The organism is Flavivirga jejuensis (assembly GCF_030540765.1).
GTDB lineage: Bacteria > Bacteroidota > Bacteroidia > Flavobacteriales > Flavobacteriaceae > Flavivirga > Flavivirga jejuensis.
This window is the reverse complement of the sequence record NZ_JAUOEL010000004.1, coordinates 196,648-222,148: the sequence shown is the minus strand read 5'-3', so window position 1 is coordinate 222,148 and position 25,501 is coordinate 196,648. Positions and strand designations below refer to the sequence as shown.

Annotated in this window: 22 protein-coding genes; 4 read left to right on the top strand and 18 right to left on the bottom strand. The window is 32.4% G+C overall.

Annotated features, from left to right (window positions below; translation table 11 throughout):
- Positions 1-19: 19 nt before the first annotated feature.
- The 13 genes from Q4Q40_RS12555 to Q4Q40_RS12500 form a co-directional block, all read right to left on the bottom strand.
- Positions 20-532, bottom strand: a complete 513-nt coding sequence (locus tag Q4Q40_RS12555; RefSeq protein WP_303302192.1) for a thioredoxin domain-containing protein — start codon at positions 530-532, stop codon at positions 20-22.
- A 105-nt stretch (positions 533-637) separates the two neighbouring features.
- Positions 638-829, bottom strand: a complete 192-nt coding sequence (locus Q4Q40_RS24085) for a T9SS type A sorting domain-containing protein (RefSeq protein WP_367892784.1) — start codon at positions 827-829, stop codon at positions 638-640.
- Positions 830-1,037: 208 nt separating this feature from the next.
- A complete protein-coding gene (ltrA, locus tag Q4Q40_RS12550) occupies positions 1,038-2,297 on the bottom strand; it encodes a group II intron reverse transcriptase/maturase (RefSeq protein WP_303302191.1) in 1,260 nt (419 codons plus the stop codon).
- A 588-nt stretch (positions 2,298-2,885) separates the two neighbouring features.
- On the bottom strand, positions 2,886-3,158 hold the full coding sequence (locus Q4Q40_RS12545; RefSeq protein WP_303302190.1) for a hypothetical protein: 273 nt from the start codon (positions 3,156-3,158) through the stop codon (positions 2,886-2,888).
- 62 nt (positions 3,159-3,220) lie between these two features.
- Positions 3,221-3,520, bottom strand: coding sequence for a hypothetical protein (locus Q4Q40_RS12540; RefSeq protein ID WP_303302189.1), 300 nt, complete (start codon positions 3,518-3,520; stop codon positions 3,221-3,223).
- Positions 3,521-3,635: 115 nt separating this feature from the next.
- Positions 3,636-4,193 (bottom strand): REP-associated tyrosine transposase, encoded by a 558-nt coding sequence (locus tag Q4Q40_RS12535; RefSeq protein WP_303302187.1) that lies wholly within the window; start codon positions 4,191-4,193, stop codon positions 3,636-3,638.
- 158 nt (positions 4,194-4,351) lie between these two features.
- Complete coding sequence (locus Q4Q40_RS12530; protein ID WP_303302186.1) at positions 4,352-4,786, bottom strand: hypothetical protein; 435 nt, start codon at positions 4,784-4,786, stop codon at positions 4,352-4,354.
- A 4-nt stretch (positions 4,787-4,790) separates the two neighbouring features.
- Positions 4,791-5,138, bottom strand: coding sequence for an EndoU domain-containing protein (locus tag Q4Q40_RS12525; RefSeq protein WP_303302185.1), 348 nt, complete (start codon positions 5,136-5,138; stop codon positions 4,791-4,793).
- 51 nt (positions 5,139-5,189) lie between these two features.
- Positions 5,190-5,747, bottom strand: coding sequence for an REP-associated tyrosine transposase (locus Q4Q40_RS12520; protein ID WP_303302184.1), 558 nt, complete (start codon positions 5,745-5,747; stop codon positions 5,190-5,192).
- A 342-nt stretch (positions 5,748-6,089) separates the two neighbouring features.
- The gene (locus tag Q4Q40_RS12515) at positions 6,090-6,557 is read right to left on the bottom strand and encodes a hypothetical protein (RefSeq protein ID WP_303302183.1); all 468 of its coding nucleotides are present in this window, start codon (positions 6,555-6,557) and stop codon (positions 6,090-6,092) included.
- Positions 6,558-6,564: 7 nt separating this feature from the next.
- A complete protein-coding gene (locus Q4Q40_RS12510) occupies positions 6,565-11,637 on the bottom strand; it encodes a DUF6443 domain-containing protein (protein WP_303302182.1) in 5,073 nt (1,690 codons plus the stop codon).
- A 4-nt stretch (positions 11,638-11,641) separates the two neighbouring features.
- Positions 11,642-12,094, bottom strand: a complete 453-nt coding sequence (locus tag Q4Q40_RS12505; protein WP_303302181.1) for a lipocalin family protein — start codon at positions 12,092-12,094, stop codon at positions 11,642-11,644.
- 31 nt (positions 12,095-12,125) lie between these two features.
- On the bottom strand, positions 12,126-15,083 hold the full coding sequence (locus Q4Q40_RS12500) for a SpvB/TcaC N-terminal domain-containing protein (RefSeq protein WP_303302179.1): 2,958 nt from the start codon (positions 15,081-15,083) through the stop codon (positions 12,126-12,128).
- Positions 15,084-15,844: 761 nt separating this feature from the next.
- On the opposite strand from Q4Q40_RS12500, the gene miaA reads away from it, so the two are divergent.
- Together miaA and Q4Q40_RS12490 are read left to right on the top strand one after the other, a co-directional pair.
- Entirely contained in the window at positions 15,845-16,762 is a 918-nt protein-coding gene (gene miaA / locus Q4Q40_RS12495) for a tRNA (adenosine(37)-N6)-dimethylallyltransferase MiaA (RefSeq protein ID WP_303302490.1), read from the top strand.
- Positions 16,762-17,448 carry a GNAT family N-acetyltransferase gene (locus Q4Q40_RS12490; RefSeq protein WP_303302178.1) on the top strand — a complete coding sequence of 229 codons (687 nt, stop codon included), beginning with the start codon at positions 16,762-16,764 and terminating at the stop codon, positions 17,446-17,448. Before miaA ends, Q4Q40_RS12490 begins: the two co-directional genes overlap by 1 nt.
- Positions 17,449-17,884: 436 nt before the next feature.
- Here Q4Q40_RS12490 and Q4Q40_RS12485 read toward each other — a convergent pair whose 3' ends face one another.
- Genes Q4Q40_RS12485 through Q4Q40_RS12475 form a run of 3 tightly spaced genes read right to left on the bottom strand, consistent with a single transcriptional unit; the run spans position 17,885 to position 20,511 of the window.
- Entirely contained in the window at positions 17,885-19,384 is a 1,500-nt protein-coding gene (locus tag Q4Q40_RS12485; protein WP_303302177.1) for a hypothetical protein, read from the bottom strand.
- A gap of 10 nt (positions 19,385-19,394) precedes the next feature.
- Positions 19,395-19,976 (bottom strand): hypothetical protein, encoded by a 582-nt coding sequence (locus tag Q4Q40_RS12480; RefSeq protein ID WP_303302176.1) that lies wholly within the window; start codon positions 19,974-19,976, stop codon positions 19,395-19,397.
- The gene (locus Q4Q40_RS12475; protein ID WP_303302175.1) at positions 19,960-20,511 is read right to left on the bottom strand and encodes an RNA polymerase sigma factor; all 552 of its coding nucleotides are present in this window, start codon (positions 20,509-20,511) and stop codon (positions 19,960-19,962) included. The genes Q4Q40_RS12480 and Q4Q40_RS12475 overlap by 17 nt, the downstream gene beginning before the upstream one ends.
- A 174-nt stretch (positions 20,512-20,685) precedes the next feature.
- Here Q4Q40_RS12475 and Q4Q40_RS12470 point away from each other — a divergent pair, with 174 nt between their 5' ends.
- Together Q4Q40_RS12470 and meaB are read left to right on the top strand one after the other, a co-directional pair.
- Complete coding sequence (locus tag Q4Q40_RS12470; protein ID WP_303302174.1) at positions 20,686-21,240, top strand: DUF2911 domain-containing protein; 555 nt, start codon at positions 20,686-20,688, stop codon at positions 21,238-21,240.
- 206 nt (positions 21,241-21,446) lie between these two features.
- A complete protein-coding gene (gene meaB / locus Q4Q40_RS12465) occupies positions 21,447-22,517 on the top strand; it encodes a methylmalonyl Co-A mutase-associated GTPase MeaB (protein ID WP_303302173.1) in 1,071 nt (356 codons plus the stop codon).
- Between the two features lie 351 nt (positions 22,518-22,868).
- Here the strand turns inward: meaB and Q4Q40_RS12460 are convergent, their stop codons facing one another.
- Both Q4Q40_RS12460 and Q4Q40_RS12455 read right to left on the bottom strand, forming a co-directional pair.
- The gene (locus Q4Q40_RS12460) at positions 22,869-24,029 is read right to left on the bottom strand and encodes a hypothetical protein (protein WP_303302172.1); all 1,161 of its coding nucleotides are present in this window, start codon (positions 24,027-24,029) and stop codon (positions 22,869-22,871) included.
- Positions 24,030-24,258: 229 nt separating this feature from the next.
- Positions 24,259-25,440 carry a hypothetical protein gene (locus tag Q4Q40_RS12455; RefSeq protein ID WP_303302171.1) on the bottom strand — a complete coding sequence of 394 codons (1,182 nt, stop codon included), beginning with the start codon at positions 25,438-25,440 and terminating at the stop codon, positions 24,259-24,261.
- Positions 25,441-25,501 lie beyond the last annotated feature (61 nt).

Sequence of the window (25,501 nt, the reverse complement as noted above, 5' to 3'; positions counted from 1 at the left end):
GGGGCTTCTAACAGATTTATTATTTGTTTTCTGTTAAAAATATTAATAAATCCCTTTTTTGTTTCTTTGAAACTAATATTAGTTCCTTAGATACTTTTTCTCCACTTGGATTAACTTTTATAAATGAATTTGCACTAGTCGTTTTTGAAAGAGTTTTTCTTAATTGCAAGTTTTTCTTTTTAATTGAAATAGTATCACTTTTTCTTAAATTATATGGAACATCTGTGAATAATATACAAAAAACAAAATTGTTGTTAATAGTATTAGAAACGTCTCTATTGTTTAATATTTCCCAAATCATTTTAGGAGTTCCACTATTGTTAATTCCTGTAAACACAACCAAAATATCTTTTTTGTTAGATTTTGACAATTTCTGAGCCTGTTCAAATGAAAATACTGGATTTAAATTCCAAACATTTTTATATTCATCATTAATAAAAGATTTTTCCATTTTACTATACACAACAATCTGCTTATCATCTTTACAGCAAATTAAAAGAAGAGCTATTATTAAAACATATACTACTCTCATGATATTGATATTCTATCTAAAATTAATTTCTATTGTAATTTGAATTAAATTCTGTGTTTTTTTAGTGCCTTGTGCAAAGATTACCTTTGTTGGGTAATCGTGTTTTTAATTCAATATTAATTTCGATGATACTACTTTGGTGCTTTCAAAATTTACTTTTATGAAGTATATACCTTTTCTAAAAGTCGATACATTAACTTTTATATCAGAGATATTAAAAATATTCTCATAGTAAATACGTTGACTTAAAGCATTATAAAATTCAATAGACTTAACTTTACCCGCTAGCGCGGAAATGTTTTCCGTGCCCGTATACTGTACTCAAGCGGCTCCCAATACAAAAGTATTAAAATATAGCGTTCTTCCTCTTCAGATTAACTAGACTTTTGCTTAAATACAACTCCCCCCGCTAGCGCATAGTCAAGTAGGAACAAGGAATTTCACCTCATACCTCTCACAGAACCGTACGTGACAGTCTCCCGTCATACGGCTCTTATTATACAACCTATACAAATGCATAACCAACTTTCCAATGATAGAAAAGATAAGGTTGAGTCTTATGTATATTTTTTAAATACTCAAAGGCTCGTTTTCTACTTCTCTTAAATCGTTTGTACTTGTTTAGTATCCATTTTTCCAATCTGTTATGCAATCGATGAAATACATTTTTTAAACTACCTTTTCTAAACTTTTCATAGTAATGCATCCAACCTCTAATATAAGGATTCAACTCATAGGCTATGCTTTCTATAGTTGCTCCTGACCATCTGTGCAACTCCATATCCTTGAACTTCTGTATTATTTTAGAATACTTCTTCTTACTGATAGTACAGTCATAACCCAAAAACATTCCTCCTCGATTTGAAGCCTTACTTTCTGGACGAAAACTAAAACCTAGAAATTCAAACTTTGTTGGATTTCCTTTCTCGACTCTACGGTAGTCTTTGCAATACACAATGGTGGTTTTCTCTGGATGCAACTCCAAATCACATGCTCGCAATCGTGTTTGGACTTTATCTAAAACATAATGAGCCTGCTCTTCGCTATGGCAATGAATTATCATATCGTCTGCATAACGTACAAAAGATAGTCTCGTAAACTCCTTTTCCATCCATAAATCGAATGCATAATGTAAATACAAATTTGATAACAGAGGACTAACAACACCTCCTTGTGGTGTCCCTTTTCCGTTTCGTTCCTCCAAATCTCCATTTTGCTTTAATACAGGAGCTGTAAGCCATCTTGAAATATACATCTTTACCCATTTCTCTTCTATGTGCCTATCTAAAGCCATTAACAACTTTTCATGATTGACATTATTAAAGAAATTTTTGATGTCTAAATCAATCACCCAAGCATATTTACGCACATTCTCTTTTACCGATTGTAAGGCTTGATGTGAGCTTCGCAAGGGTCTGTAACCATACGATGACTCGTGGAAGTGTTGCTCCAACTCTGTCTCTATTAAATCTTTGATGACTTGTTGAGCTGTTCTGTCGGCAATCGTTGGTATTCCCAACTTTCGATACTTCCCGTTATCTTTTGGTATTTCTACTTCTTTTACTGCTGGTGGGAAATAACTCCCTGAAGCTAATCGATTCCATAATTTGTAAAGATTGTTAGACAAGTCCTCCTCATAGTCTTTAAGACTTAATCCGTCGACTCCTCCAACTCCTTTGTTAGATTTTACACGCTTAAAAGCTCGTGATACCATCTCTTTACTGATTGGTAATGGTTTTGATTTCTCTTTAAAAATCCTACTCATATTTTGAGGTGTTTCTAAATTAAAAAACTTGTATAATTTGGTTTCTTCGCTCCACTTTCATTACAAAAGCTTCTTCACTAATACAAACCAATCCGCATCCTTTTGTTGCTTTGATAATTGCCTTGTTATTCCCTAACTTGAACGTTCTCTTTAACATCAACAAAAGGCTTTCCTGCGTTCCAAAAATAAGCCTAAATAAAAGTCATGCCTCCTTAACGACGACTGCCGTATAGCCAGTAAACAGGTAACCGCTATACTCTTCCCTAAGACTCCTAGATATCTCGGTTTTGACAATATGTTCCGCTTTCTCGACGCTTCATCAGCAGGTTCGCTCTCGCTCATCTCTTTTATTCGCACTTGACTCTTTAAAAAAAGTCTTTTCTTTTCTCGCTTCACACTATAAAATCACTCCTATAGCATCAGAAAAGTAGTTTGATACACGCTCCTGTAAGCCTATATCGGTAGACCTACTACCATCTTATTTTTAGTTACGTAAGTCTTTCGACTTACTCACAGCACACCGAGGACTAGCGGGGGGATAAACAGTCTCAAAACTAGAATTATTTACAACCCTATCTATTTTTACCATTAAGGGAAAAGAATCAAACTTATTTTTTTATTTAATACTTCTAAAACATATTTATTCTTATTTTTCCAATTTATCTTAAATACTTGAACTTCGTCAGGGTTATCTAAAAAATATTTAATTTGATAATTTCTATCTCTGATAATATGGCTAACACTTGAATCATCATGCACTATTTTAAAGGAGCCTTCCTTAAAATTAATTCTATTCTCCTTTTTACAAGAAATATATCCTAAAATAAATATTACAACTATTATGTTAATTATTTTATTCATATTCTAATCCATTTAAAAAAGGGCATAATAAAGATATGCCCTTAGATTAATTTCATAAATATCTACCATGAATGGTTTACCTCATTTATATAACTTTTATTATTATACATCTCATTTAACTTTGCTCCACAAAATGGACAATTATTTATAAACATAGAATCTGTTTCTTTTGAAGAGAGATGTTTAGAATACCCCTGTGTTATAATAAACCGAAACTCCCTATCTATTTTTATTCCTCTTCTCAAATGTTGATTTATAAACTCATCAGAATTCAGAATTACTCGAAAGTTTGGCTTATACTCATTACCAATATTATACAGTCCTTTAAGTCTTTCACAACAAAAGATATTATCCTTTGACATAGTTATTTTTTTAAAATTTGATTAATTGCAGTTACTAAATTTCCCCGCTAGCGCTCGTTTGCAACGAGTGCCGTGCCTGTTTTTTTCATTATTAGTTTTTACCTTTATTCTAATTCTACCCAAAAAAGCCAATAGAGTCTATTTCTAAAACAGTATGATCCTCTTGATAATTTCTGGCACTAGAATATTTCCAATCAATAGCATTTGTTACAAAACCACTTTCTACAGGATTGTTATGAATATAATCTATTTTTTGTTTTATTACTTTTTCACTCCATAATTCTATAGGTTTATTATGATGTTGCCAAAATTGATATTTACTCACATTACTTTGTTTTTTGCCTGCGCGTTCAAACATCCATAATAACCAGTCTTTTCTACTTTCTTGTGGATTATTTTTTATGGTTTCTAAAACTTTTTTGGCTGTATGCTTTTTATAAGCTTGTATTAATTCCATGGGTTGCTCATCAGCTGAGCGGAATATAAAATGTACATGACTTGGCATAAAACAATACGCATACAATTCCATACCTTTTTCTGCTCTACAATAATTTACGCTGTCTGCCAATACACTAAAATAAACTTGTCTTGTAAATATGTCTAACCAATAAACTGTTGCAAAACTTACAAAATATAAACCACTAAAGTTATGAAATTTATACTTTCTACTCATGTCTCTAAAATACAAAAAGCTATGACATAAAAATCATAGCTTTTGTTATTTATTTACTCAGAACGGCACTCGTCAAAGACGAAGCGCTAGCGCATACGAGCACCAGCTGGGGGAGCACCAGCTGGGGCGGTAGCCACTACTTTGACATACTAGCGCCATCAGGGGATAAAACATTTTTGTAACATTTTATAGTTTTCCATCAGAGAATAGATTTCTTCACTTTCCCATCTATTTTCTTTAATATTCCTAATTAATGAATTTAACTCCTTTAAAAAAGCCTTTGTAAATAATTCAACATCCACTTCGCTTGAATATACAACCTCTTTATTTAAAATAAAATATAAACTGAAAGAATTATTCTTAAGATATTGAACTTTCACACTTGCAGGTCCATCCATAAAATCTAATTCTTCTTCAATTGATATGTTTTTAAGAAGTTTCAAAATAGATTTAGCCCACCAATTAAGAATAATTATAACAAAATCATTCCACCCCTTTTCGGGAAAAGCATATTCATTTTCTTCAAAATAAATATTCCCAAAAATCTTATCATCATCTTTGTTTAAACTACTTAGTTCAACTGTTACTTTCATTTTATTATTTTAATGGATATGCTGTCTCTATTGTTTTAGTAACTTTATTTACCCAAATTTCAATTACTGTACCATCCTTAGCTTGACCTACCACTTTTATTCTATCACCTTGAGTCTTTATTCTCTTTGCATTACTGTAAGCTGTTTTAATCATATTTTCAATTTGCTTATGGCTTAAATTAGAAGCAAAAAGTGTTTTTATAGATGATGCTCTAACTCCACCTGCTACATGACCACTTATAATATGCTTCATATTTATAGTTAAACTTCTTAATCCGGGTAAACCAATAGATTTTATTTGATTTAATCTAAGAAATATACCAGCACCACCCCCGCTAGCGCTCGTTTGCAACGAGTGCCGTACCTGTTTTTTTCATTATTAGTTTTTACCTTTATTCTAATTCTACCCAAAAAAGCCAATAGAGTCTATTTCTAAAACAGTATGATCCTCTTGATAATTTCTGGCACTAGAATATTTCCAATCAATAGCATTTGTTACAAAACCACTTTCTACAGGATTGTTATGAATATAATCTATTTTTTGTTTTATTACTTTTTCACTCCATAATTCTATAGGTTTATTATGATGTTGCCAAAATTGATATTTACTCACATTACTTTGTTTTTTGCCTGCGCGTTCAAACATCCATAATAACCAGTCTTTTCTACTTTCTTGTGGATTATTTTTTATGGTTTCTAAAACTTTTTTGGCTGTATGCTTTTTATAAGCTTGTATTAATTCCATGGGTTGCTCATCAGCTGAGCGGAATATAAAATGTACATGACTTGGCATAAAACAATACGCATACAATTCCATACCTTTTTCTGCTCTACAATAATTTACGCTGTCTGCCAATACACTAAAATAAACTTGTCTTGTAAATATGTCTAACCAATATACTGTTGCAAAACTTACAAAATATAAACCACTAAGGTTATGAAATTTATACTTTCTACTCATGTCTCTAAAATACAAAAAGCTATGACATAAAAATCATAGCTTTTGTTATTTATTTACTCAGAACGGCACTCGTCAAAGACGAAGCGCTAGCGCATACGAGCACCAGCTGGGGGTGCCAAAATAGCCAAGGTGTTTGATGTAACCGTTGATTTTTTGATTGGCGAAGGCGAGAACGCTTCCTACGATAAAGAAACGGTTGACCGTATCAACGATATTCAAAAAATGGATAACAGTACCAAGTCTGTACTTTTCAACGTTATCGATACCTATATCCAGAACTTCAAGACAAAAAAGGCGTTCGCTAAATAAAAAAAGCCACCCTATTTGGATGGCTTCGTTTTTCTAATTAAAAGTGTCGTATTCTTCTTGACTTAAACTTCCTTTATACCGTTTAATAGCATCTAATTTTATCAATGAAGAAATATAATTAACAAGCTCATCATTTTGATACTTCCCATCAAATATTGTTCCCGAACCATATTCGATTGTAGGACTGGAATCGGTACTTTTTGATATACTCATTAGTAATTGCACTCCTGTATTTGAATTTGTATAAATCAATCTCATAAAAAATTCCGTACTTTTTAAGTTCGCAAACCATTTTCTTTTTGATTGATTTTTTAAGTGATTTAGCTTTTTTACTTCTAAAGGACTTGTTATTGAAATTTTCAACTTACCATCAATTTCATAATCTCCATATCCATCAAAAGTAATTTGCACACTATCATAAGTAATACTGTCTTTATCTCCTTTATATTCTGAGCAAGAAAAAAGAACCATTGCAGTCAAAAAAATAAGATATCTTCTCATAATAATCTTATTTTTTATCTGACCTATAAATGAACTCACTTACTCCAATATAACCCGAACCACTACCACCTAATTCAGGAATACCTAAAGAACCACCTAACGAAGCTCCTCCATAAACCCTTTCAACAAAAGGATATGATGATGTAAAGCCAAACCCCTCAAAATATGAGCCTGCCACACCGAATACACTACCCTGTGCTCCATATTCAAGACCTCTTAAATTCCCTAAAGATAAATCCTGTCCATTTAAAGACCAATAAGCCGAAGCACTTCCTGTAACACTTCCTTCAAGACCAACTAATCCATTTCCTTGTAGTGTAACTCCCCAATCTCCTTTATTTTCACCCGCAACAATACCTATCAAACTCACTTCTAGTTGCATACCTACCTTAAAGGCTGCTTCACCAGAAACATCTAATGAAAACGCCTGTATTCCTGTACTTTCAAGAGCATTGCTAACCATTTCATTACCATCTAAATCTACGGTTACTGGTTCAAAGTTCTCTGGAACATCAAATGGAAGTACATTCTGGTCAATATTTATTTCTTGGTCAAAAGCATCTGTTACGATTCTTCCGAGTTCAATCTTATTGCCATTTTCATCAATAGAATTAAATATGATATCATCAGGTGCAAGACCTAAAGGGTCTATAAAACGTAATGGATTGTTAAATACAAAGTTGTATGGCGACCATTCAGGCATTTCGGATGCTAACGGGTCAAGATTCATCCACCTACCCAATGCAGGGTCGTAGTTCCTTGCCGTAATATCATACCAATTCAATCCAAGTTCATCTTGATATTCCATTCCACCGAACTTTCTCTTAAGCGCAATGTTCGTTGAAGTTACGTTCGTATTGTAACCCTTGTGACGCAAACCAAAGGGATAGTAGTTATTCTCCTCCAGTATTTCTAACGTACCGTTATTGTCTTTATAACTCAACCTCACATTCCCTAAATGGTCTTTATATTGATACACATACTCATATGCACCATTATCAACATCAACATAACCCTCGGGGTGGTTAAAGAATTTCAAAGATTCATTTCCAGAAGCACCTTCATAAACATAGTTACCTGCATATAATGTATTCGTTCCTGTACTCACTATTTTTTTTTGTTTTACCCCTGTCGCATCGTAAATATATGAAATGTTTCCAGAAGCTAATGTTACTTGGGTAGGTAAATTTAAGTAGTTGTATACTATATTAGTTGAAATACCTTTATTCAAATCTGTTAACATATTCCCATTACTATCATAAGTATACTCTTCGGCAGATTCTGCTCCATCAATAAATCCAGTAACTGCACTAGCAGATGCGCTATCATCAACAGCTTTAAGTTGGTTTCCATCATAAGAATACGTTAAATCATCCATCAACCCAAAGGTTGTAATATTAGCATCCCTATGCCCATTACGCTCTAAATGCATTATATTTCCATTCTTATCATAATCTACTAAACCAAGATTATAATTCGTTGTATTATTGCTAAGCGCACCAGTAATCCTATTTAAAACGTCATAACTATAAGTGTATTGGGTCGTTTCTGTACTGCCAGTGTTAATACTGGCTGTTTCCCAAAGCGTTTGACTAATATTACCATTAAATAAAGAGCTGCCTGTATTTGGGTTATTATAATTTATTTGAAAGCCAAACAAATCGTCTGTTCCTAATCCTATAGAAGCATTGCTCCCTCCTGTATTATTAATACCTTTTAACCAGCCTCTAATATTATACGTGTAATCTACAGTTTGTAAGCCAGTTGAATTTTCAATAGCACTAGCAACATCTCCTCCCACTTTCTTGTTTTCCAATTGCCCCAATGCATCATAACTGTTTAAAGTTATAAGCTCCTCTGCTTGGTTGTTGATTTTTTGTTTTTGTGATACCAGTCGCCCAACATGATCGTAGGTAAAGACATTTTCGATACTTATGGTTATTCCATTTTTAGTATGCATTGTTAATGTTTTATCTATGGCTCCTGTAAAATCTAATTTATTCAAAATCCACTCTTCTGTATCTAAATAATCATTCTTTACATAATATTCCCATGCTCTTCCTTTTTCATCATAATAAGTTGCAGATGTAATCCAATCACTTGTCTCAAGTACTTTAACTCTAGAAACTGTTGGTAGCCCCTTAACTTTTATTGATGCTGACATTCCTTCCCATGTACCACTACCATTAGCAGGGTTAAAGGTTATTTGATTTCCAACTTCATAATTATCGTAATAATTAATAGTATATACCTCATCAGTTGCGGCAACAACAGGATAGGCTCCATTATCATAATAAACAGCTGTTCCTGCTATAGTAACAGGAGAATCACTTTTGGTCACATATTGTAAACTTGTACCATCTGCTAAAGCTTGTAAATCTATTCTAGAACTACCATTGCTAAAAATTCCTGTATAAGCCACCCTGCCAAAAACATCATACTTTGTAAATAACCATTCATTATTAGCTTGTAAATTAGCATCTTGAGTTAAAATAGGCTGATCTAGTTTGTTATATACTATATATTCCCAATCCTTACCTGGTATTTTCTTTTCTACTAAGCGATTCTTATAATCGTATTTGTATTGGTACCCTAAACCATCTAAATCGTTTTGAGTAATTGGTTCTGGAGTAAATGCAGATTGTAAAGAATCTAAGTTAGCATTCATTGAAATCCATTCACCATTGCCTGTATAGATTGTTCTTCCGTTAGAATTAAAATATAACCCCTTATTTTGAATATAAGCAGTACCAAGAACTTCACGATAATCATAAAGTATATCACCTAAATTCATATCTGGAAAATCGCTAGGTAAATCTAAATCTAATACTTTTCCTGTTTCTAACTTAATAAATTCGGGAGTCGGTGATAGTTCAATATCTATATGTATATCACTACCTAGATATAAAAATAATTCGAAACTAGTACACCATGAACTAAAACTCACAATCAAATCTGAACATTCTCCATATCCTTGACCATTATACTCATTATCTTCAAAATATTGAGTTAGAGAACTTATTGTATTTATCATTGGAGGCAATACAAACGTTAAATTTCCAAAATCGTCATATACATAATACGTATCATGCCATTTTTGATTAATAAAAGTTCGTTTTAAAATAACCTGTCCTTGTTTATTTTTATATTCTTCTATTGTATGGTCTGTTAATGATCTCCACAAAATCCAATTCTCATCTTTGGTAACTGTTTTATATAATTCTCCTGCTTTATAAGTAGTTCCATTATCTACAAGGGTTGGTTTGTAAATACCATCTGAAAACGTAGTGTTTACAGAAAAAACACGTACATGGTCTTCGTCTAAATTGGTATTATATTCAAATTTAATGGTATGATCAGCGTCCGAACCTTTATTAAGTGCCCAATCTGCTCCCGGGGCAGCTTGTTCTAAAACTCTACCTAAAGGCGAGGCCTCTAAATGCTTTTCAGAATAAGGGTTTATAGTTGTTTGTGTTAAACCTGCAAAATCATCGGCAAACCTTGTGGCATTATAGTAATAATCTTTTGTCGCCTGTTCAGCACCTGTTTGAAAGCTACCACAGCTACTGGATGTAGTATAGGGTAAATACTCTTTATCTTGTCTGCCCAAATCATCATAACCAATATGGGTGATAATATCTTCTTTATTACCACCTGCTCTTATACCAACACTTTGCATAGGGCGACCTAAGCCATCAAAATACTGTACAGCTTCAATCATATCATCTTGTGAAAGTGATGAGGCATCATTAGTGGCCTCTAGTGGAGTTAAGGTATAAACATAATTTTCATCAGTTAAGGAAGCTGTGCAGCCTACTGGTTCTGATGGTTCTGATGGTTCTGAGGATATTTTAATATTATCTATACTCATATCGCTTTGATCCGAATTTCCTGTTATACCTGTAAACTTAAAAGTTAGATTGCTATTACTATAACCAGATAAATCTACTATTGCTGTTTTCCAACTATTACCTTGATTACCACTTAGAGACCAAATAGATTGCCATGTACTACCGCCATTGATACTAGCATATAGCGTTAATGACCCCATATAACTACCATACATATGGTAATTGAATGTAAAAGTACCATTTGACTCTACAGTATAAGGTCTTGATGTTATAGTTGCTGTTTTTGATGGATAATTAGGTGATGATGCCTCTACATATATATAATAACTACCTTGAATAGCCGATGTTGGTCCTGTACCACTTGAACTCGTGGAACCGCTTTTTATTGTCCAATCTATATGATCATTGGTTGCTTGTGTCCAATCTCCTAAACCACTTTCAAAAGTAGAAGAAGTACTTGGACACCCATTATTAGCAGATGTACCAGCTTCATCAGGGCATTGGTCTAAGTTGTTAGATACATAACCTAAAGGTTGTTGTGAACAGAATTCGTCGGATGTATTTGGGTCACCAAGCCCATCACCATCAGTATCGGCATACCATGTAGAAGATTGATTAACGGTGTAACTTACACTGCTGGAGCTGTCACTCCATTTACCTGAAATGCTTCGGGCTCGTAAATACTGTATTGTACCACTTTCTTTATCAATATATTTAGATGAATTAGAAGTACTTGTTCCTGAACTCGTATTTTGCCAGTACCATGTTATTCCAGCTGGAGCATACTGATTCTCAGCAAAACCTAAAGTGGTATAACCACATTTATTTTGATAAACCTTTGGGGTAGGTGGAGTGGGTGGTGGTGTGTTTCCATAAACAATAACAGTAACTTCATACGTAACACCTTGAATACTAACCTCCAAGGTCTTTATGCCCTCTGTGCCCCACTGTACTTGGATTTCTGTATGATTATATGCCTCATAATAATTATAATAATCCTGAGAGTCTAAAATGATGCCGTCTGCTGTGCTCCAATAATAATAGCCACTAGGAACATTATCAGAATAACTATTCTTAAATGTATAGGTATCAGGTTGATTCATAATTAGTGCTTCGGGACCATCTATAGTATAGGTTTGTGCATATAAACTGGAGCATATAACACACATTAATATAAAACCAATCGTTTTTATATGGTATTTGTTATGATGTTTTGATGTTGTTGCCATGTGCTTAATTTTTAGTTAAATGCCAATTAGTAAATAAAATCTTCAGACTACCCTGAGCATTGCTCTTTATTTGGCTTAAGATTAAAGTATTGTTTTGCAGTGTTACTATTTTAAAAGGTATGGTTCTGCCATTGGGAAGCTTAAACTCAAGATTGTTTTTGCTATTTATAGTCCAATTGGCATTCGTAGTCCTACCATCGGATAAAACTTGAACATATGAATCATCACTATTAAAAGTAATCTTACGGTCTTTATAAGTAGTAGACAACTTGCTTTGTCTTGAAGCATCCATCTTATTATAATGGTCTTTTGATTTTTGTGTCATGCTACCTAAAGAAGCTTGGTAATCAAAAGTCCATGTACCTATAAGTTGTTCCTGAATAGTTTGAGCACTAACTGTTTGAAATAGACTAAATACTATAAGCATTAGCCCCATGATATAATGTTGTAATTTCATAATGATATGTATTTTTTGAGTAATGGATAGGTTATTGCTGGCTTTTATAATGGTACTCGTTATGAGATAGTATCTTTCCATCTGCATCTTTTACCTGTTTTAACCTGTTAAAATCGTCGTACTCATAATACGTAGTGTAGCCCTTGGGGTCTGTAATACTAGTGACACCTATTAAAGGGGCGTAGGAGTAAGTAGTAACCATGGCATTGGGAAAACCATCTCTTAAAGCTTGTAAATCTCCAACATAATTAGATACCTCTGCATAAGTTGCATTTACAATTTTTGCAATTGGATATCGGTTTCCATACCCCCATAATATGCTTATTGGTACATTATCATTATTATGGTACTCTATAATATTTCCGTTAGAATCATAGTGGTCTATTACAACTCCATTATAACTACTCGAGTTTTTCTTTTGATAATTAGTTTGTGTTGGAAAAAGCATCGTTAATCCTCCTCCAATAGGATCTTTATCATCATAAAGATGTTCTTCTTTACTTAGTTTTACATCATTTAAATATTCTGTTTTTTCTAAATAACTATTTATCTGATTTCTAGCTGTAAATTCATCAAAAAATGGCATACTTGGGTCAAATGGATATGTATAGCTAATCTTTTTTACATCCTGATTACTATGTGTTGTTGTTTGCTCTTTTACAAGCGTAGGTTTAATTGTAGAGTATGTATAATCAGTTATTACTTCAATTTTCTCATCAGTCTGGTAAAGGCTAAATGTTTCAAATGTTGCCTCTTTTGACTGCTTTAATCTATAACTCTTATTTGTTTCTAAATACCTATTAGCCTTATAGGTTAATATTTCATCATATTTAAAGGAGGTAGGACTAACGGCGCCATAAACATCCCATTCCACCGCCTTTAAAGAAAAGACATACGCACTAGTCGTTTTAAGGTTTGTACTATCAACTTCATATTCATTATTTATTTGATGCACCACCTTTCCATCAGCGTTTTTTTCCTTTCTTTCCAAAAGGAGGCCTCTTTGATATGAATTTCTTAATTTTGGAATGGTGAATCCTTCTGCATAAGGAGATCCTGAATTATTTTGATAAGCACTAAAGTAAGTATTAATATCGGTAGGATTGGTATTTTGACTAAACCAGTTACCAGAATCAAGATCGACATTAGGTGTAAGGGGAGTATAAGAGTGAAGTTCAAAATCATTTACTATAGAATAATCAAAATAACCAGTGTAAATGTTTCTAAAAAAAATTCTATCCGAATATTCGTCACCATTTGTAAGTAAATCAGTGTATTTATTTATTTGCTTACTACCGTCCATATATTCTATAATCGCCTCTCCATATGTAACATTTGCTCCGTTTAAATCAAAAATTTCATTCATAGATGATGAATAGACTCTATAACCATAGCATGAAAGATCTGAAACATAGTAAGGATTATTATTAACTGTCACCTCTTGGTGGAAATATGCATCTAAATATTCAGGAAAACCATACGTTGTACCTGAACTTTCTGTTAAACTTCCTTCTCTTGTATATTTATAATTTGTTATTATAGGTGGGGTGTTTGCGTTTTCATAGTTTTCTATTGACTCAATACGTAATCCTCCACCTTGGTAATTATTCATTCCTGCTCTAAACTCATTTAAACCATAAATAAATTTTGTATAGCCTCCTGTTTGATAGGTTATTTTTTCTAAAATACCAGCTTTCGTATATAACTCATTAGGAGTTTTATTTTCTTTATGAGTACTATAAACACTTAAAGTAGAAGTTTGGTCTCTTGTAATTAAACTGGTTTCGCCATTACCATTATAATAACCCCAATGATCAACTTCTGGAGAGTTTCTTTTAGGTAATGGTGTAGTATTGTACTCAAACTCATACTTTCTTATTCTATCTCCAGAGCGGGATATCTCATCTACTCCCAATAACTTTAAACGTTTGCACTCATCACTCGCGCAATCTTCTTTGGAAATAAAATAAGCATTATTATCTAGCTCAACGGTTTTTATTAAAGTTTCGTTATGATCTAACAACTGTAATTTTGTAATACGGTTTGATTTTGTTAAATCTTCCCGGTCTGCTTCACTTGTAATTTCAATACTCCCAAACCTTGAACTAATTTTTTTTAATGTTAGAGGCTTTATAACTCCTGTTATATGTTCCACGATTCTATACCTATTAGAAGTAGAAGTCGAAGAGCAATAAGCATATGTATACGCTTCTGTAACATTTCTAAAGGTATAATTAGCCCCTTGCTTATACTCAAAATCAAATTGTTCACCTTTCGCCGTTACTATAGAAGAAAGATACCAAGCCGATCTATAATTTTGATCACTAAGACTACCCGTTGTAGAATTATTAGTTACTTCTTGTTCATTTTCAGTTACACCAAATTTATATATATTACCACTTTTATCATAAACAGTCCAATAGTTTTCACCCACTACGCTCTTAGGGCCAAAGGGAGGTATTATTTTATAGTCCTGTTCAGGTGTCATAATAACATCACCTTGGTACCCCAAAACAAACCTACCAGTATGACCTAAAAAATTGAAATAATAGATATCTGGTTCGGAATCACTATCATATAGCATAAAATGGTGAATAGGAATAGTATTAAAATCATTCTGAAGAATTGCCCCCGCCCCTACTAGATAACCATTAGTTTCATCAGCCCTACCACGTACCACTCTTGTTATTACACCTCCAGCATTCAAAGTCCAACCCAAACCAACAGAACTCGACATTTCATTTACTTTATTTCCCGCAGAATGGTAACTTAATGAGACAGGTATGTTCATGTCTTTACCTTTCAATTCCATTAATGGTAAATTTATATTAGCAACCCCTGTAGGAAGGCTTACTGGTATTTTAGCATATTCTGCCAGTGCACTGGCTTCGGGAGATGGTGGGAAAATATTCTCTGTTTGAGCTAGACTAAATTGAGATAAGGTAACACAAAATAAAATACTTGTAATTTTTTTTGCTATTTTAATCATTATTTTTTTTAATTTAAAATTATCGAATCCACTTCGTATAGTTAATAAATTTCTCTACAACAATTTCTTTATTTTTCGCCCTTCTTTTCTTATCCTGCGATAGATTAATAAGAACTGTTTACCTCTTGAGTTTATGGTATAAAGAGGTATGGAAATATCGGGCACACCTGTATTATGAGATACAGGGTATATCACCATATATATGGAAAGAGGCTGCTCTTGGTGAGGATGGAGTTACAGTTGGTAATCCTTGAGTTATTGCCATTTTAAAAGCTGGCAAAAGAAACGTAAGTGTTAAAAATCGAGTATTCATAAGGGCATTAATTTATGGTTTGTAATGTGCCTGTAAAGTTCTAAAACATTTGCAAGAAAAAAGCTAAGGTTTCCCTTAGGATTAGTAAGGGAAAAACCTTTTTTTTATAAGGAAAAACCTTAGTTTTTCTTGAAAAACCCTACTATATCTATAAATATCTAGGTTTAGTAAAACAAAGAATTTCTTAAAACGAACTATCCCTACCTACAGGTTTACCAAGCCACAGCCATGGCAGATTTAAAACCTATAAGAACCTAAGACAGACTGAAAAGTCTGATTCATGTTTATGTTAGACATAGATATCTCAACCACATTGAAATTCTATTCGTATAAATTTGTGCCATTCGTGTCTTAATTATCGTTTATTGCTCAGGGTTTAGTTTGCAGTCCTAGTTATATTCTTGTATTTTCTCATTAAATTTGTTCCAACAAATAAATACTTAAACACATCAACTCAAAAAACAAATATCTAATCTCTATAGTTGGCCCTACTGCCATTGGTAAAACTGCTTTAAGCATCAAATTGGCTAATCATTTTAATACAGACATACTATCTGCAGATTCACGTCAGTTTTTTAAAGAAATGCAAATAGGCACTGCAGCTCCAACACCAGAAGAATTAGCTGCAGCGAAGCATCATTTTATACATCATAAATCTATAAAAGACCATTACAATGTTGGTGCCTTTGAAAAAGAGGCTATTAGTACTCTAAATACCCTTTTTAAAACTCATGATATAGTTATCATGGTTGGAGGATCTGGACTCTATGTGGATGCCGTTAATAAAGGGTTAGATGATTTTCCTGAAGTTAAAAACAGCATACGGGAAACGCTTAATAATGACTTAGAAACCAAAGGACTTTCTCATTTACAAGAACAACTAGAGCAGTTGGATGCAGTCGCTTATAACACAATTGCTATAGATAATCCACATCGTGTTATCCGTGCTCTGGAAATTTGTATTGGCACTGGGAAACCGTATTCATCATTTCTAAAAAAAGGAAATATAACACGCCCTTTTAAAACCATTACCATAGGACTGACTGCCGAAAGAGAAACCATATACAACCGCATTAACAAACGTGTTGATATGATGCTGCAAGAAGGTTTATTAGATGAAGTTAAACACTTAGTACCTTATAAAAATTTAAACGCCTTAAATACGGTTGGTTATAAAGAATTATTTAATTTTTTAAATGATGAATGGGTTCTAGATTTTGCTATTTCAGAAATAAAGAAGAATACACGTCGTTTTGCAAAACGTCAGCTTACTTGGTTTAAAAAGAATGAGGAAACACACTGGTTTGATTATACAACTTCGAGCGAAGAGATTATAAATAAGATAAAACAACATATTTGTAAATAATGACACTACCACCTGAAGATGCTCTGGATAATCCCGTTTGGTTCTCCTTAATCGATAGTCATTTTAATGAAGCTATAGATTATGGGAATGTCAAATTTTTTCATCCCGATTATGCGCCTTTCGGAGCTTTTATAAATAATGAAGATACGAGTGTGGCTATAGAAAAGTATGCCAAATTAGTTAAAGACTTCTTTATTGTTGGCGAGAAACCTAAAATGCCAGCACATTTTAAAGCACCTATAGAATATATAGGTTTACAAATGATTATATATAACAAAATAAATACCCCAATAACTGAAACCATTGTCGAATTAACAGCATCGCATTATAATGACCTAATTGAGCTTGTAAAGCTTGTATATCCTGAGTTTTTTAAATCAAAAACAAATGAGTTAGGACAGTATTATGGTATTTATAAAGATAAAAAATTGGTTGCTGTAACTGGCGAACGTATGCAAACGACTCATTTTATTGAAATTAGTGCCGTAGTAACACATCCAGAACATACAGGCAAAGGCTATGCAAAACAGCTTATTACACATACAGTAGAAACCGTCTTTAAAAAAAATAAAATTCCGTTTTTACACGTAGATCAAACTAATTTGGGACCTATACAACTATATAAAAAGTTAGGGTTTACTTTACGAAGAAAATTTAGTTTCTGGAAGATCAGTCGTGAAAAATAATGAAGCTTGTAATTAATTTAATTTAACTATAAGTAAAATTTAATTATAAGTAAAACCAATTATTATTTAAAATGAGCTATAAATATTTTGAAGTATATTTTGTTCAGATAAGATAGAAAATTCAATACGCTATCGAAAACAAAATAGATTTTGTTTGAAGGTATGAAGCGTAGCTTTTGAGGAAGAATCTCATCTTTATGAGATGTCTCGTCACTCATGCTTCACTCTGTCGACAGACATGACAAAACACTATTCATTAATAACATAAATATTATTTATCTGTTTTAGTTTACGTCTAACTCTCGTTAATTATAGTTTTATTTTATATTGAAATATGAGCGAAATAGAACTCGAAGATTCATGAACTTCTATTTCTAAAAGAAGAGCTGGTTAACTGAACAAATGATATGGGGTATTGAGTTATAATTTGGTAAAACTACTGCATAGTTACCTTACTATACTTAGCATTAACAAGAATACTTTTTCCATTTACCAAACTACCTGTAGAAAAATTAGAAATATTATGGTTAAACTTTTCTTTGGGGTGGCTTACATGCGAACGATTTCCTTTATACTGTAAATTATGCTCTATTTTAGGGAGTGAGATAACCGCATTACTATTTTGAATAATCATATTTAAGTTCATAAAAGCATCATCAATATCTAAAATTTTTAAATCACCAATATTACCATCAATTATAGCACTTCCTGATAAATGTCCTATAGTGGTATTGGATGAATTTGAGTTTAACACCAGATGGTTAACATGCTCTAATTCAACATCTTCCGTATACCGAAGATTTAGTTCTCCTAAGTTCCAATGCGTTACATAAACAGGCGAATATGAAGCATTAACAGAAGTAGAACTTCCATTAATGCTAAATGCTGTAAATTTTGTATGCGATAGTTCTGCCTTTATATCATCAACGTTAGCAGCAAATTCTATTTCACCATGTCTAACATTAACCTTTAGCTTGGCCTTTTTAGGCATTTTAATTTTAATGGTCTTTTTAACCTTAGCATCAGATTCTTTATTCACTAATTTTTCAATTAAAACTTTTCTTTTAGTTTTTAGTCTCTTAGCTTCTTCTACATGTTTCCTTCTTTGCGCTTCGTGTTTTTCTCTTTCTGCCTCATGTTTTTCTCTTTCTGCTTCATGTCTTTCCATTTGTTCTGCAAAACGTTCTCCCCAGGCTTCTATGCGTTTTCCATTTTTTTCTTCCCATTTATCATCAAATTTTGCTGCCCACTCCTCCATTTGCTTTCCGTATTTCTCTTCCCATTCTTTACCAAATTTTTCACCCCATGCTTCCATTTTTTTAGCATAGTCTTCACCATACTGCGATTCGAAATTTTGTGTATATTTTTCTAAATATTTTTCACCATCTTTTTTATAGGCATTATAATCAAAATGGACTTTACCTACTCCTTCGGGGATTTCTGGAAGTTCTGGGAGTTCTGGTAATTCAGGCATTTCGGGTAGTTCTGGCATCTCAAAACCTATGTTAAGTTCTCTCCCTTCAAGTACTACTTCTGGTAAGTCTGCTAATTCAAACTTTAACTCTTCCAATATAGCATGTACAGCATCATTATCACCATGTCCTGAACTGTAAACCCAGGTATTTGCTCCCCCTCCTTTTGTTCTAATTTCTACTTCCGCATTCGAAGCATCAATATCTACATCCCAATTTTTCAAAGCGTTCTCTATCGCTTCCTTACTTAAACCATCCCCTTCAATAAAAGCTTCAATTTCGATAACATCTTTATTCCATGTATCAAATACAATATTGCAATGGCTTGTGCTTAGATCAATCACAACATCTTTATTTACCTTAATAGATTGTGATACTTTTGTTAATTTTTCTTGTGCCATTAAACCTCCTGTAATAAAAAGGCATAAGGCTAATACTCTTATTTTTATAATTGTTTTGTTCATTTTTTGATTTTTAAATTGATGATTTTACTTCTTCTCCAATAGCATCCGAAGTATTTAATTCTTTTAATTGTGCTCTTAAACGATACAAAAGATTTAAACGAAACTTTAAATTATCAATCAATGCATTTACTGTTAACTCACTTGGTCCAGACTCGGTTAATTCTGCCGATAAACGTTTGTACTCTTTATCAAGCTCATCTAATTGCAGCAAATACCCATCAAAAAGATCTTTGGTTTCTGGAGTATATTTCATTTTAGATAATTCTAAATTAATACTCGCTAAATAATAATCTTCCACTTTTTTAAGACCAGGAGAGAGATCTCCAAGAGTTTTTGTTTCAACAGGTTCTGTTATTACAACCTCTGTTGGTTTGTTTACTTTTACTTCTGGTTGAAAAAACTTAAAAGCACCAAACCCTAAACCTATTAACAATACAACACTTGCAGCTATACGTATCCCATTAAATTTGGATTTATTTGCTATGGGCATCGCTTCATCTAACTTTTCAAGAAATCTCTTTTGATGATTTTCTGGCATTTTTTCATGCGCTATTTTATCATCTTTAAACAACTCTCTAATATCTCGTGCCATCTTTTTTAAGTGTTAACAGTTCTTGTAATTTGTTTTTACCTCTTGATAATTGAGTTCTTGATGCAACTTCAGAAATACTTAAAATCTCTGAAATTTCTTGATGATCGTACCCCTCAATTAAATAAAGCATCACAACATACTGATACTTATCTGGTAATTTATTGATGGCACTTTTTACATCGTTTAATGTAATAGCATCGTCTACCAACCATTTGTCATCATGTGTTGTATCAACTACTTTCAGGTGCACCTCTTCTAATTCAACAAGTTCTTGTTTTTTAGATTTTAAAAAGTCAATACTTTTATTAATAACAATACGTTTTAACCAAGCTCCAAAAGTAACTTCTGCTTTATATTGATGTAGTTTAGCAAATGCTTTAATAAAAGCTTCTTGTACAACATCTTCAGCTTCAGCTGTATCTTTTAAAAATCGTTTAGCAACAATATACATCCCGTCACAGTACTGGTTGTATAACTGTAATTGCGCTTTACGATTGTTTTGTTTACATTGTTCAATAATGTCAACTTGAAACATCTAATTCTACTTTTGATTATTAGTTAGTTCGTTTTAAAGACGGTAAAAAAAAAGACATGTTGCAAAAAATACTTTTTTTTTCATAGAAAATAAGAAAACTTAAAAATTCTGCGTTTACTTTATTCGTAATCATTACTTTTTAAAGTATATTTATCTCCTATTAAAAACTTCTATATGAATACCTTTTTAAAGCGTATATTATTTCTTTTATCTATAGTAGCATTGGGGCTATTTTTATATTCTTATTTTGTTGAAAATATATTTTCGAAACGCTTGAGTCCTAAAGATACTATAGAATTTAAACTTAATGATTTAAAACTCGAAGTCTTTTACAACAGACCTTCAAAAAAAAACAGAGCCATTTTTGGTGCTTTAGTTCCTTTTGATAAAGTATGGAGAACAGGAGCTAACGAAGCGACTACTTTTGAAACCAACCAAACCCTTGAATTACAAGGTGCACAGTTACCTATAGGTAAATATACGCTTTGGACCGTACCAAAAGACACTATTTGGACTGTTATATTTAATTCTAAGCAATATCCCTGGGGTGTGGATTCTGAAATGAAACCTATGTGGAATCCTAACTATGACGTTTTAAGTATTGACGTTCCTGTACAAAAATTATCTTCTACAGTTGAGCAATTTACTATAGCTTTTGATAATTCTACCGATAATTTATTTTTAACTATGGCATGGGATGATGTAAAAGTTGCTGTACCGCTTAAATAAATAGTCATCAATGGCAATAGTCAATGTATCAAGTAAACTACCTCGGCTGCAAACATACAAGGCATTTAAATAGGAAATATTTTTTAAAGATCCGAAGCAAGCTTCGAGGTATTAAACCTAAAAATATCGCTAAAAAGCGGGATTAGCCTGCCACAACAAAGGCGCGGACTAATAAAATAGTAAATTAGACAAACATTTGTTTACTCGTGGCAAAAGAAAAAAAATCTGCACTTAAAGAAGGAAAAGGTGTTTCAGTTTCTGAGATCACTAATCTATCTAGGATTAAAACTATTAAAGAGAAACGTAAATCTAAAATTAATACAGAAGCTTTAGTAGCATCCATTTTAAATAAAAACATTACGGCCTTAAGCAGAGCCATTACTTTAGTTGAAAGTAAAAACCTAACACATTTAGAACAGGCAAATACCATAATAAAAGCATGTTTACCACATGCTAATAAATCTATTCGTATTGGTATTACTGGGGTTCCTGGCGTTGGAAAAAGTACTTTTATAGAAACCTTAGGTAAGCATCTTACTTCTAAAGGAAAGCGTATCGCTATTTTAGCAATAGACCCTAGTAGCACCCTTACAAAAGGGAGCATTTTAGGTGATAAAACCCGAATGGAAGATTTAGTAAAAGATGCTAATGCTTATATACGTCCGTCTGCTTCTGGAGATTCTTTAGGAGGTGTAGCCAGAAAAACCAGAGAAACTATAATTTTATGTGAAGCGGCTGGTTTTGATGTTATTATTATTGAAACTGTAGGTGTAGGTCAAAGTGAAACTACAGTACATAGCATGGTAGATTTCTTTTTATTATTAAAATTAGCTGGTGCTGGTGATGAGCTTCAAGGTATAAAACGAGGCATTATAGAAATGGCTGATGCTATCGCTATTAATAAAGCAGATGGTGATAATTTAAAACGCGCTAAACTTGCAAAAGTAGAATTTAATAGAGCACTTCACCTCTACCCAGAAAAATCTTTTAACTGGCATCCCAAAGTAACGATTTGTAGTGCACTTAAAAATGAAGGTATTGATGCTATCTGGGAATTGATTTTAGAATATGTAGCTATAACTTCTAAAAACAATTACTTTTATGAGAAGCGAAATGAGCAGAATAAATTTTGGCTTATTCAAACTATTGAAGAACAGTTAAAGTCAGATTTTTTTAACACACCGAAAATCAAAAAAGAACTGGAAAATCAATTACAACTTATAGAAACCAATCAAACCACTCCTTTTGCAGCTGCTGATTATTTACTAAAAATATAAATGAAACCTGTATCCTTGTATCCTCCCTTTGTTTTAAAAAGGTGAGGACAATTTCGATTTTATCGAAATTAGGAGGGTTAAAAAGCATCAATATCAAAAGGTTCTCAACTTCCAAACAACTTATGCTTTGAAAACACTAGCGTTTAGAAGACAAAAAAACAGTATAAATTAGGCTATTTACCCCTTCCGACTTTAATTTCTTTTAGTAAAATCAAAGCCACCTTCCCTTAAAAAGGGGAAGGAGTTTAAAAAAGGTATTTTGCTAAAAACATAAACTTTAGAAAGGTTTTCAACTTCCGAACACGTATGTTTTCAATACCTCTTTCTTGCAGGATAGGATATAAAAATGTATTATTTGACGATTTTTGAAGTTACCGCTACTTTTACTGGTTCAAATAAATCATCACTATCATAATCATGGTATATTCTAGTATAAAAAACGGCTGTTGATTTATAGGTGCCTTCTGGGTAATAATAAGACGACACTTGCACATTTACATTGGCACTTTCTCCAGGTACTAACCCGCCACTAGAAAGGTCTCTATCTACAGTAATAGCTTTAAAAGTAATCCCTCCAGCTGGATCTACATCTTCATAAGTTGTTGCTTTTTGATAATTAATTTTATGATTTCCTTGATTGATCCATTTTGTTACATCCGTAAAGTATACCGATGTTCCTTCTTTTACATCTGGAGTTGTAATTGATTCTGTTTCGATTCTAACAGGGTTAACAACATCTACAATTATTGTAGTTCTTTTTTGCTTATCATCATTCCTGTCTACAACCGTTAAGTCAAAAGTCTTTGGATATTTAAAATCAAAACTGGTAGCTGTTGATGGATATAAGACATTCACCGTTGTCAACGGATTCTGAGAATAATACAACGTTGTTCCATCATAAGTAATCGTTGGTACTAAATCTGTAAAATCGGTTCCTAAAGGCACAAAAAGGTATATTTTATCTGTCCTACCAACCTCTTCTATAGTTTTTGTAATCGTAATATCGTTTGGCAAGCTTGGATTTTTACTTTTTTCGAAAGTAAAACCTGTTATTTTTAATGTCTCAGGAACAGGCGGTACTTCCTTAATAATACTAACATTGTAATGTAGCAATGCTTCTTTATCTCCTGTTGCAGTAGTAATGGTAAATACATGTACTTTACCATCTTCAAAAGATAAGTTTACAATATTCTCTGGCAAAACACTAAACTTACTAAAATTAAGTTCTCTCGAGGTGATTGATATGTATATATTTTCTAAAGACGTTACGGTACTTGGTAACGTAATTTTTATATCTCCATAAGTGACTTCTTTATTATTGACAATCTCAGGTTGTACTATTTCTATCCCTGTAGGTTCAATTCCTATTAATGGAAAATCTAAAAGCTTAGCCTCTTCTATGTTAATATCTGTGGTTTTATATGTGGTTTTATCATCATCAGAACAACTCATCATAAAAAATACAGAAAATAATATGAGGCCTATATTTTGTAATTTTATAACTCTTTGCATGTCTTTTATGTTTAATTTTTGGAACGAATTTAAATAACCGTTATAGTTTTTCATAATTAATATCGAAAACAAAATATATTTTATTTGAAGATATAAACGAAGCTTGCGACTGAAGAATCTCTTATATTTTAATGTTTTTACTTTTGGATAAATAAGATTCTCCGACTACGACAACTATCACAATAATTTGATTTACAATAGCTTAAACTCTAACAACAAGTTCCCTTTATTATTTAATAATATTTGAAGTTACTTTTACTTTTACTGGTTCAAATAAATCATAACTATCATTATAACCGAAACTGTTTTCGTATATTTGGGTATAAAAAACGGCTGTTGATTTATAGGTTCCTTCTGAGAGAGGCCATACCAGCACATTAACATTATCACTTTCTCCAGGTATTAACCCATCAATAGGTATATCTCTATCTACGGTAAAAATATTATAATAATAAGTATTATCTATAACAATTAGATCTTCATCTTCATAAGTTGTTCCTTTTCGATAATTATAATAAATTTTATGATTTCCTTGATTGATCCATTTTGTTATACCAGGAAAGTATAACAATCTTTCTCCTTTTTTTACATCTGGAATTGTAATTAATTCTGTTTCGATTCTAACAGGGTTAACAACATCTACAATTATTGAAGTCTTTTTTTGCTTATCATCATTCTTGTCTACAACCGTTAAGTCAAAAGTCTTTGGATATTTAAAATCAAAACTGGTAGCTGTTGATGGATATAAGACATTCACCGTTGTCGACGGATCCTGAGAATAATACAACGTTGCGCCATCATAAGTAATCGTTGGTACTAAATCTGTAAAATCGGTTCCTAAAGGCACTAAAATGTATATTTTATCTATCCCATCGTCATCCTCAACAATTTTTGTAATTGTAATATCGTTTGGCAGACTTGGATTTTTACTTTTTTCGAAGGTAAAACCTGTTATTTTTAATGTCTCAGAAACAGGCGATACTTCCTTAATAATACTAACATTGTAATGTAGCAATGCTTCTTTATCTCCTGTTGCAGCACTAATGGTAAATACATGTACTTTACCATCTTCAAAAGATAAGTTTACAGTATTCCCTGGCGAAACACTAAACTTACTTAAATTGAGCTCTTTTGAGGTGATTGCTGCAGCTATGTTTTCTAAAGATGTTATGGTACTAGGCAACGTAATTTTTATATCTCCATAAGTGACTTCTTTATTATCGACAATCTCAGGTTGTACTATTTCTATCCCTGTAGGTTTTATTCCCATTAATGGAAAATCTAAAAGCTTAGCCTCTTCTATGTTAATATCTGTGGCTTTATATGTGGTATCATCATCAGAACAACCCATCATAAAAAACACAGAAAATAATATGAGGCCTATATTTTGTAATTTTATAATTCTTTGCATGTCTTTTATGTTTAATTTTTGGAACGAATTTAAATAACCATTATAGTTTTTCATAATTAAT

Bases quoted from the DNA above. Each gene is read 5' to 3' on its own strand.
- Q4Q40_RS12555 (WP_303302192.1), bottom strand. From the start codon at position 532: ATGAGAGTAGTATATGTTTTAATAATAGCTCTTCTTTTAATTTGCTGT.
- ltrA (WP_303302191.1), bottom strand. From the start codon at position 2,297: ATGAGTAGGATTTTTAAAGAGAAATCAAAACCATTACCAATCAGTAAA.
- Q4Q40_RS12545 (WP_303302190.1), bottom strand. From the start codon at position 3,158: ATGAATAAAATAATTAACATAATAGTTGTAATATTTATTTTAGGATAT.
- Q4Q40_RS12540 (WP_303302189.1), bottom strand. From the start codon at position 3,520: ATGTCAAAGGATAATATCTTTTGTTGTGAAAGACTTAAAGGACTGTAT.
- Q4Q40_RS12535 (WP_303302187.1), bottom strand. From the start codon at position 4,193: ATGAGTAGAAAGTATAAATTTCATAACTTTAGTGGTTTATATTTTGTA.
- Q4Q40_RS12530 (WP_303302186.1), bottom strand. From the start codon at position 4,786: ATGAAAGTAACAGTTGAACTAAGTAGTTTAAACAAAGATGATGATAAG.
- Q4Q40_RS12520 (WP_303302184.1), bottom strand. From the start codon at position 5,747: ATGAGTAGAAAGTATAAATTTCATAACCTTAGTGGTTTATATTTTGTA.
- Q4Q40_RS12515 (WP_303302183.1), bottom strand. From the start codon at position 6,557: ATGAGAAGATATCTTATTTTTTTGACTGCAATGGTTCTTTTTTCTTGC.
- Q4Q40_RS12510 (WP_303302182.1), bottom strand. From the start codon at position 11,637: ATGGCAACAACATCAAAACATCATAACAAATACCATATAAAAACGATT.
- Q4Q40_RS12505 (WP_303302181.1), bottom strand. From the start codon at position 12,094: ATGAAATTACAACATTATATCATGGGGCTAATGCTTATAGTATTTAGT.
- Q4Q40_RS12500 (WP_303302179.1), bottom strand. From the start codon at position 15,083: ATGATTAAAATAGCAAAAAAAATTACAAGTATTTTATTTTGTGTTACC.
- Q4Q40_RS12490 (WP_303302178.1), top strand. From the start codon at position 16,762: ATGACACTACCACCTGAAGATGCTCTGGATAATCCCGTTTGGTTCTCC.
- Q4Q40_RS12485 (WP_303302177.1), bottom strand. From the start codon at position 19,384: ATGAACAAAACAATTATAAAAATAAGAGTATTAGCCTTATGCCTTTTT.
- Q4Q40_RS12480 (WP_303302176.1), bottom strand. From the start codon at position 19,976: ATGGCACGAGATATTAGAGAGTTGTTTAAAGATGATAAAATAGCGCAT.
- Q4Q40_RS12475 (WP_303302175.1), bottom strand. From the start codon at position 20,511: ATGTTTCAAGTTGACATTATTGAACAATGTAAACAAAACAATCGTAAA.
- Q4Q40_RS12470 (WP_303302174.1), top strand. From the start codon at position 20,686: ATGAATACCTTTTTAAAGCGTATATTATTTCTTTTATCTATAGTAGCA.
- Q4Q40_RS12460 (WP_303302172.1), bottom strand. From the start codon at position 24,029: ATGCAAAGAGTTATAAAATTACAAAATATAGGCCTCATATTATTTTCT.
- Q4Q40_RS12455 (WP_303302171.1), bottom strand. From the start codon at position 25,440: ATGCAAAGAATTATAAAATTACAAAATATAGGCCTCATATTATTTTCT.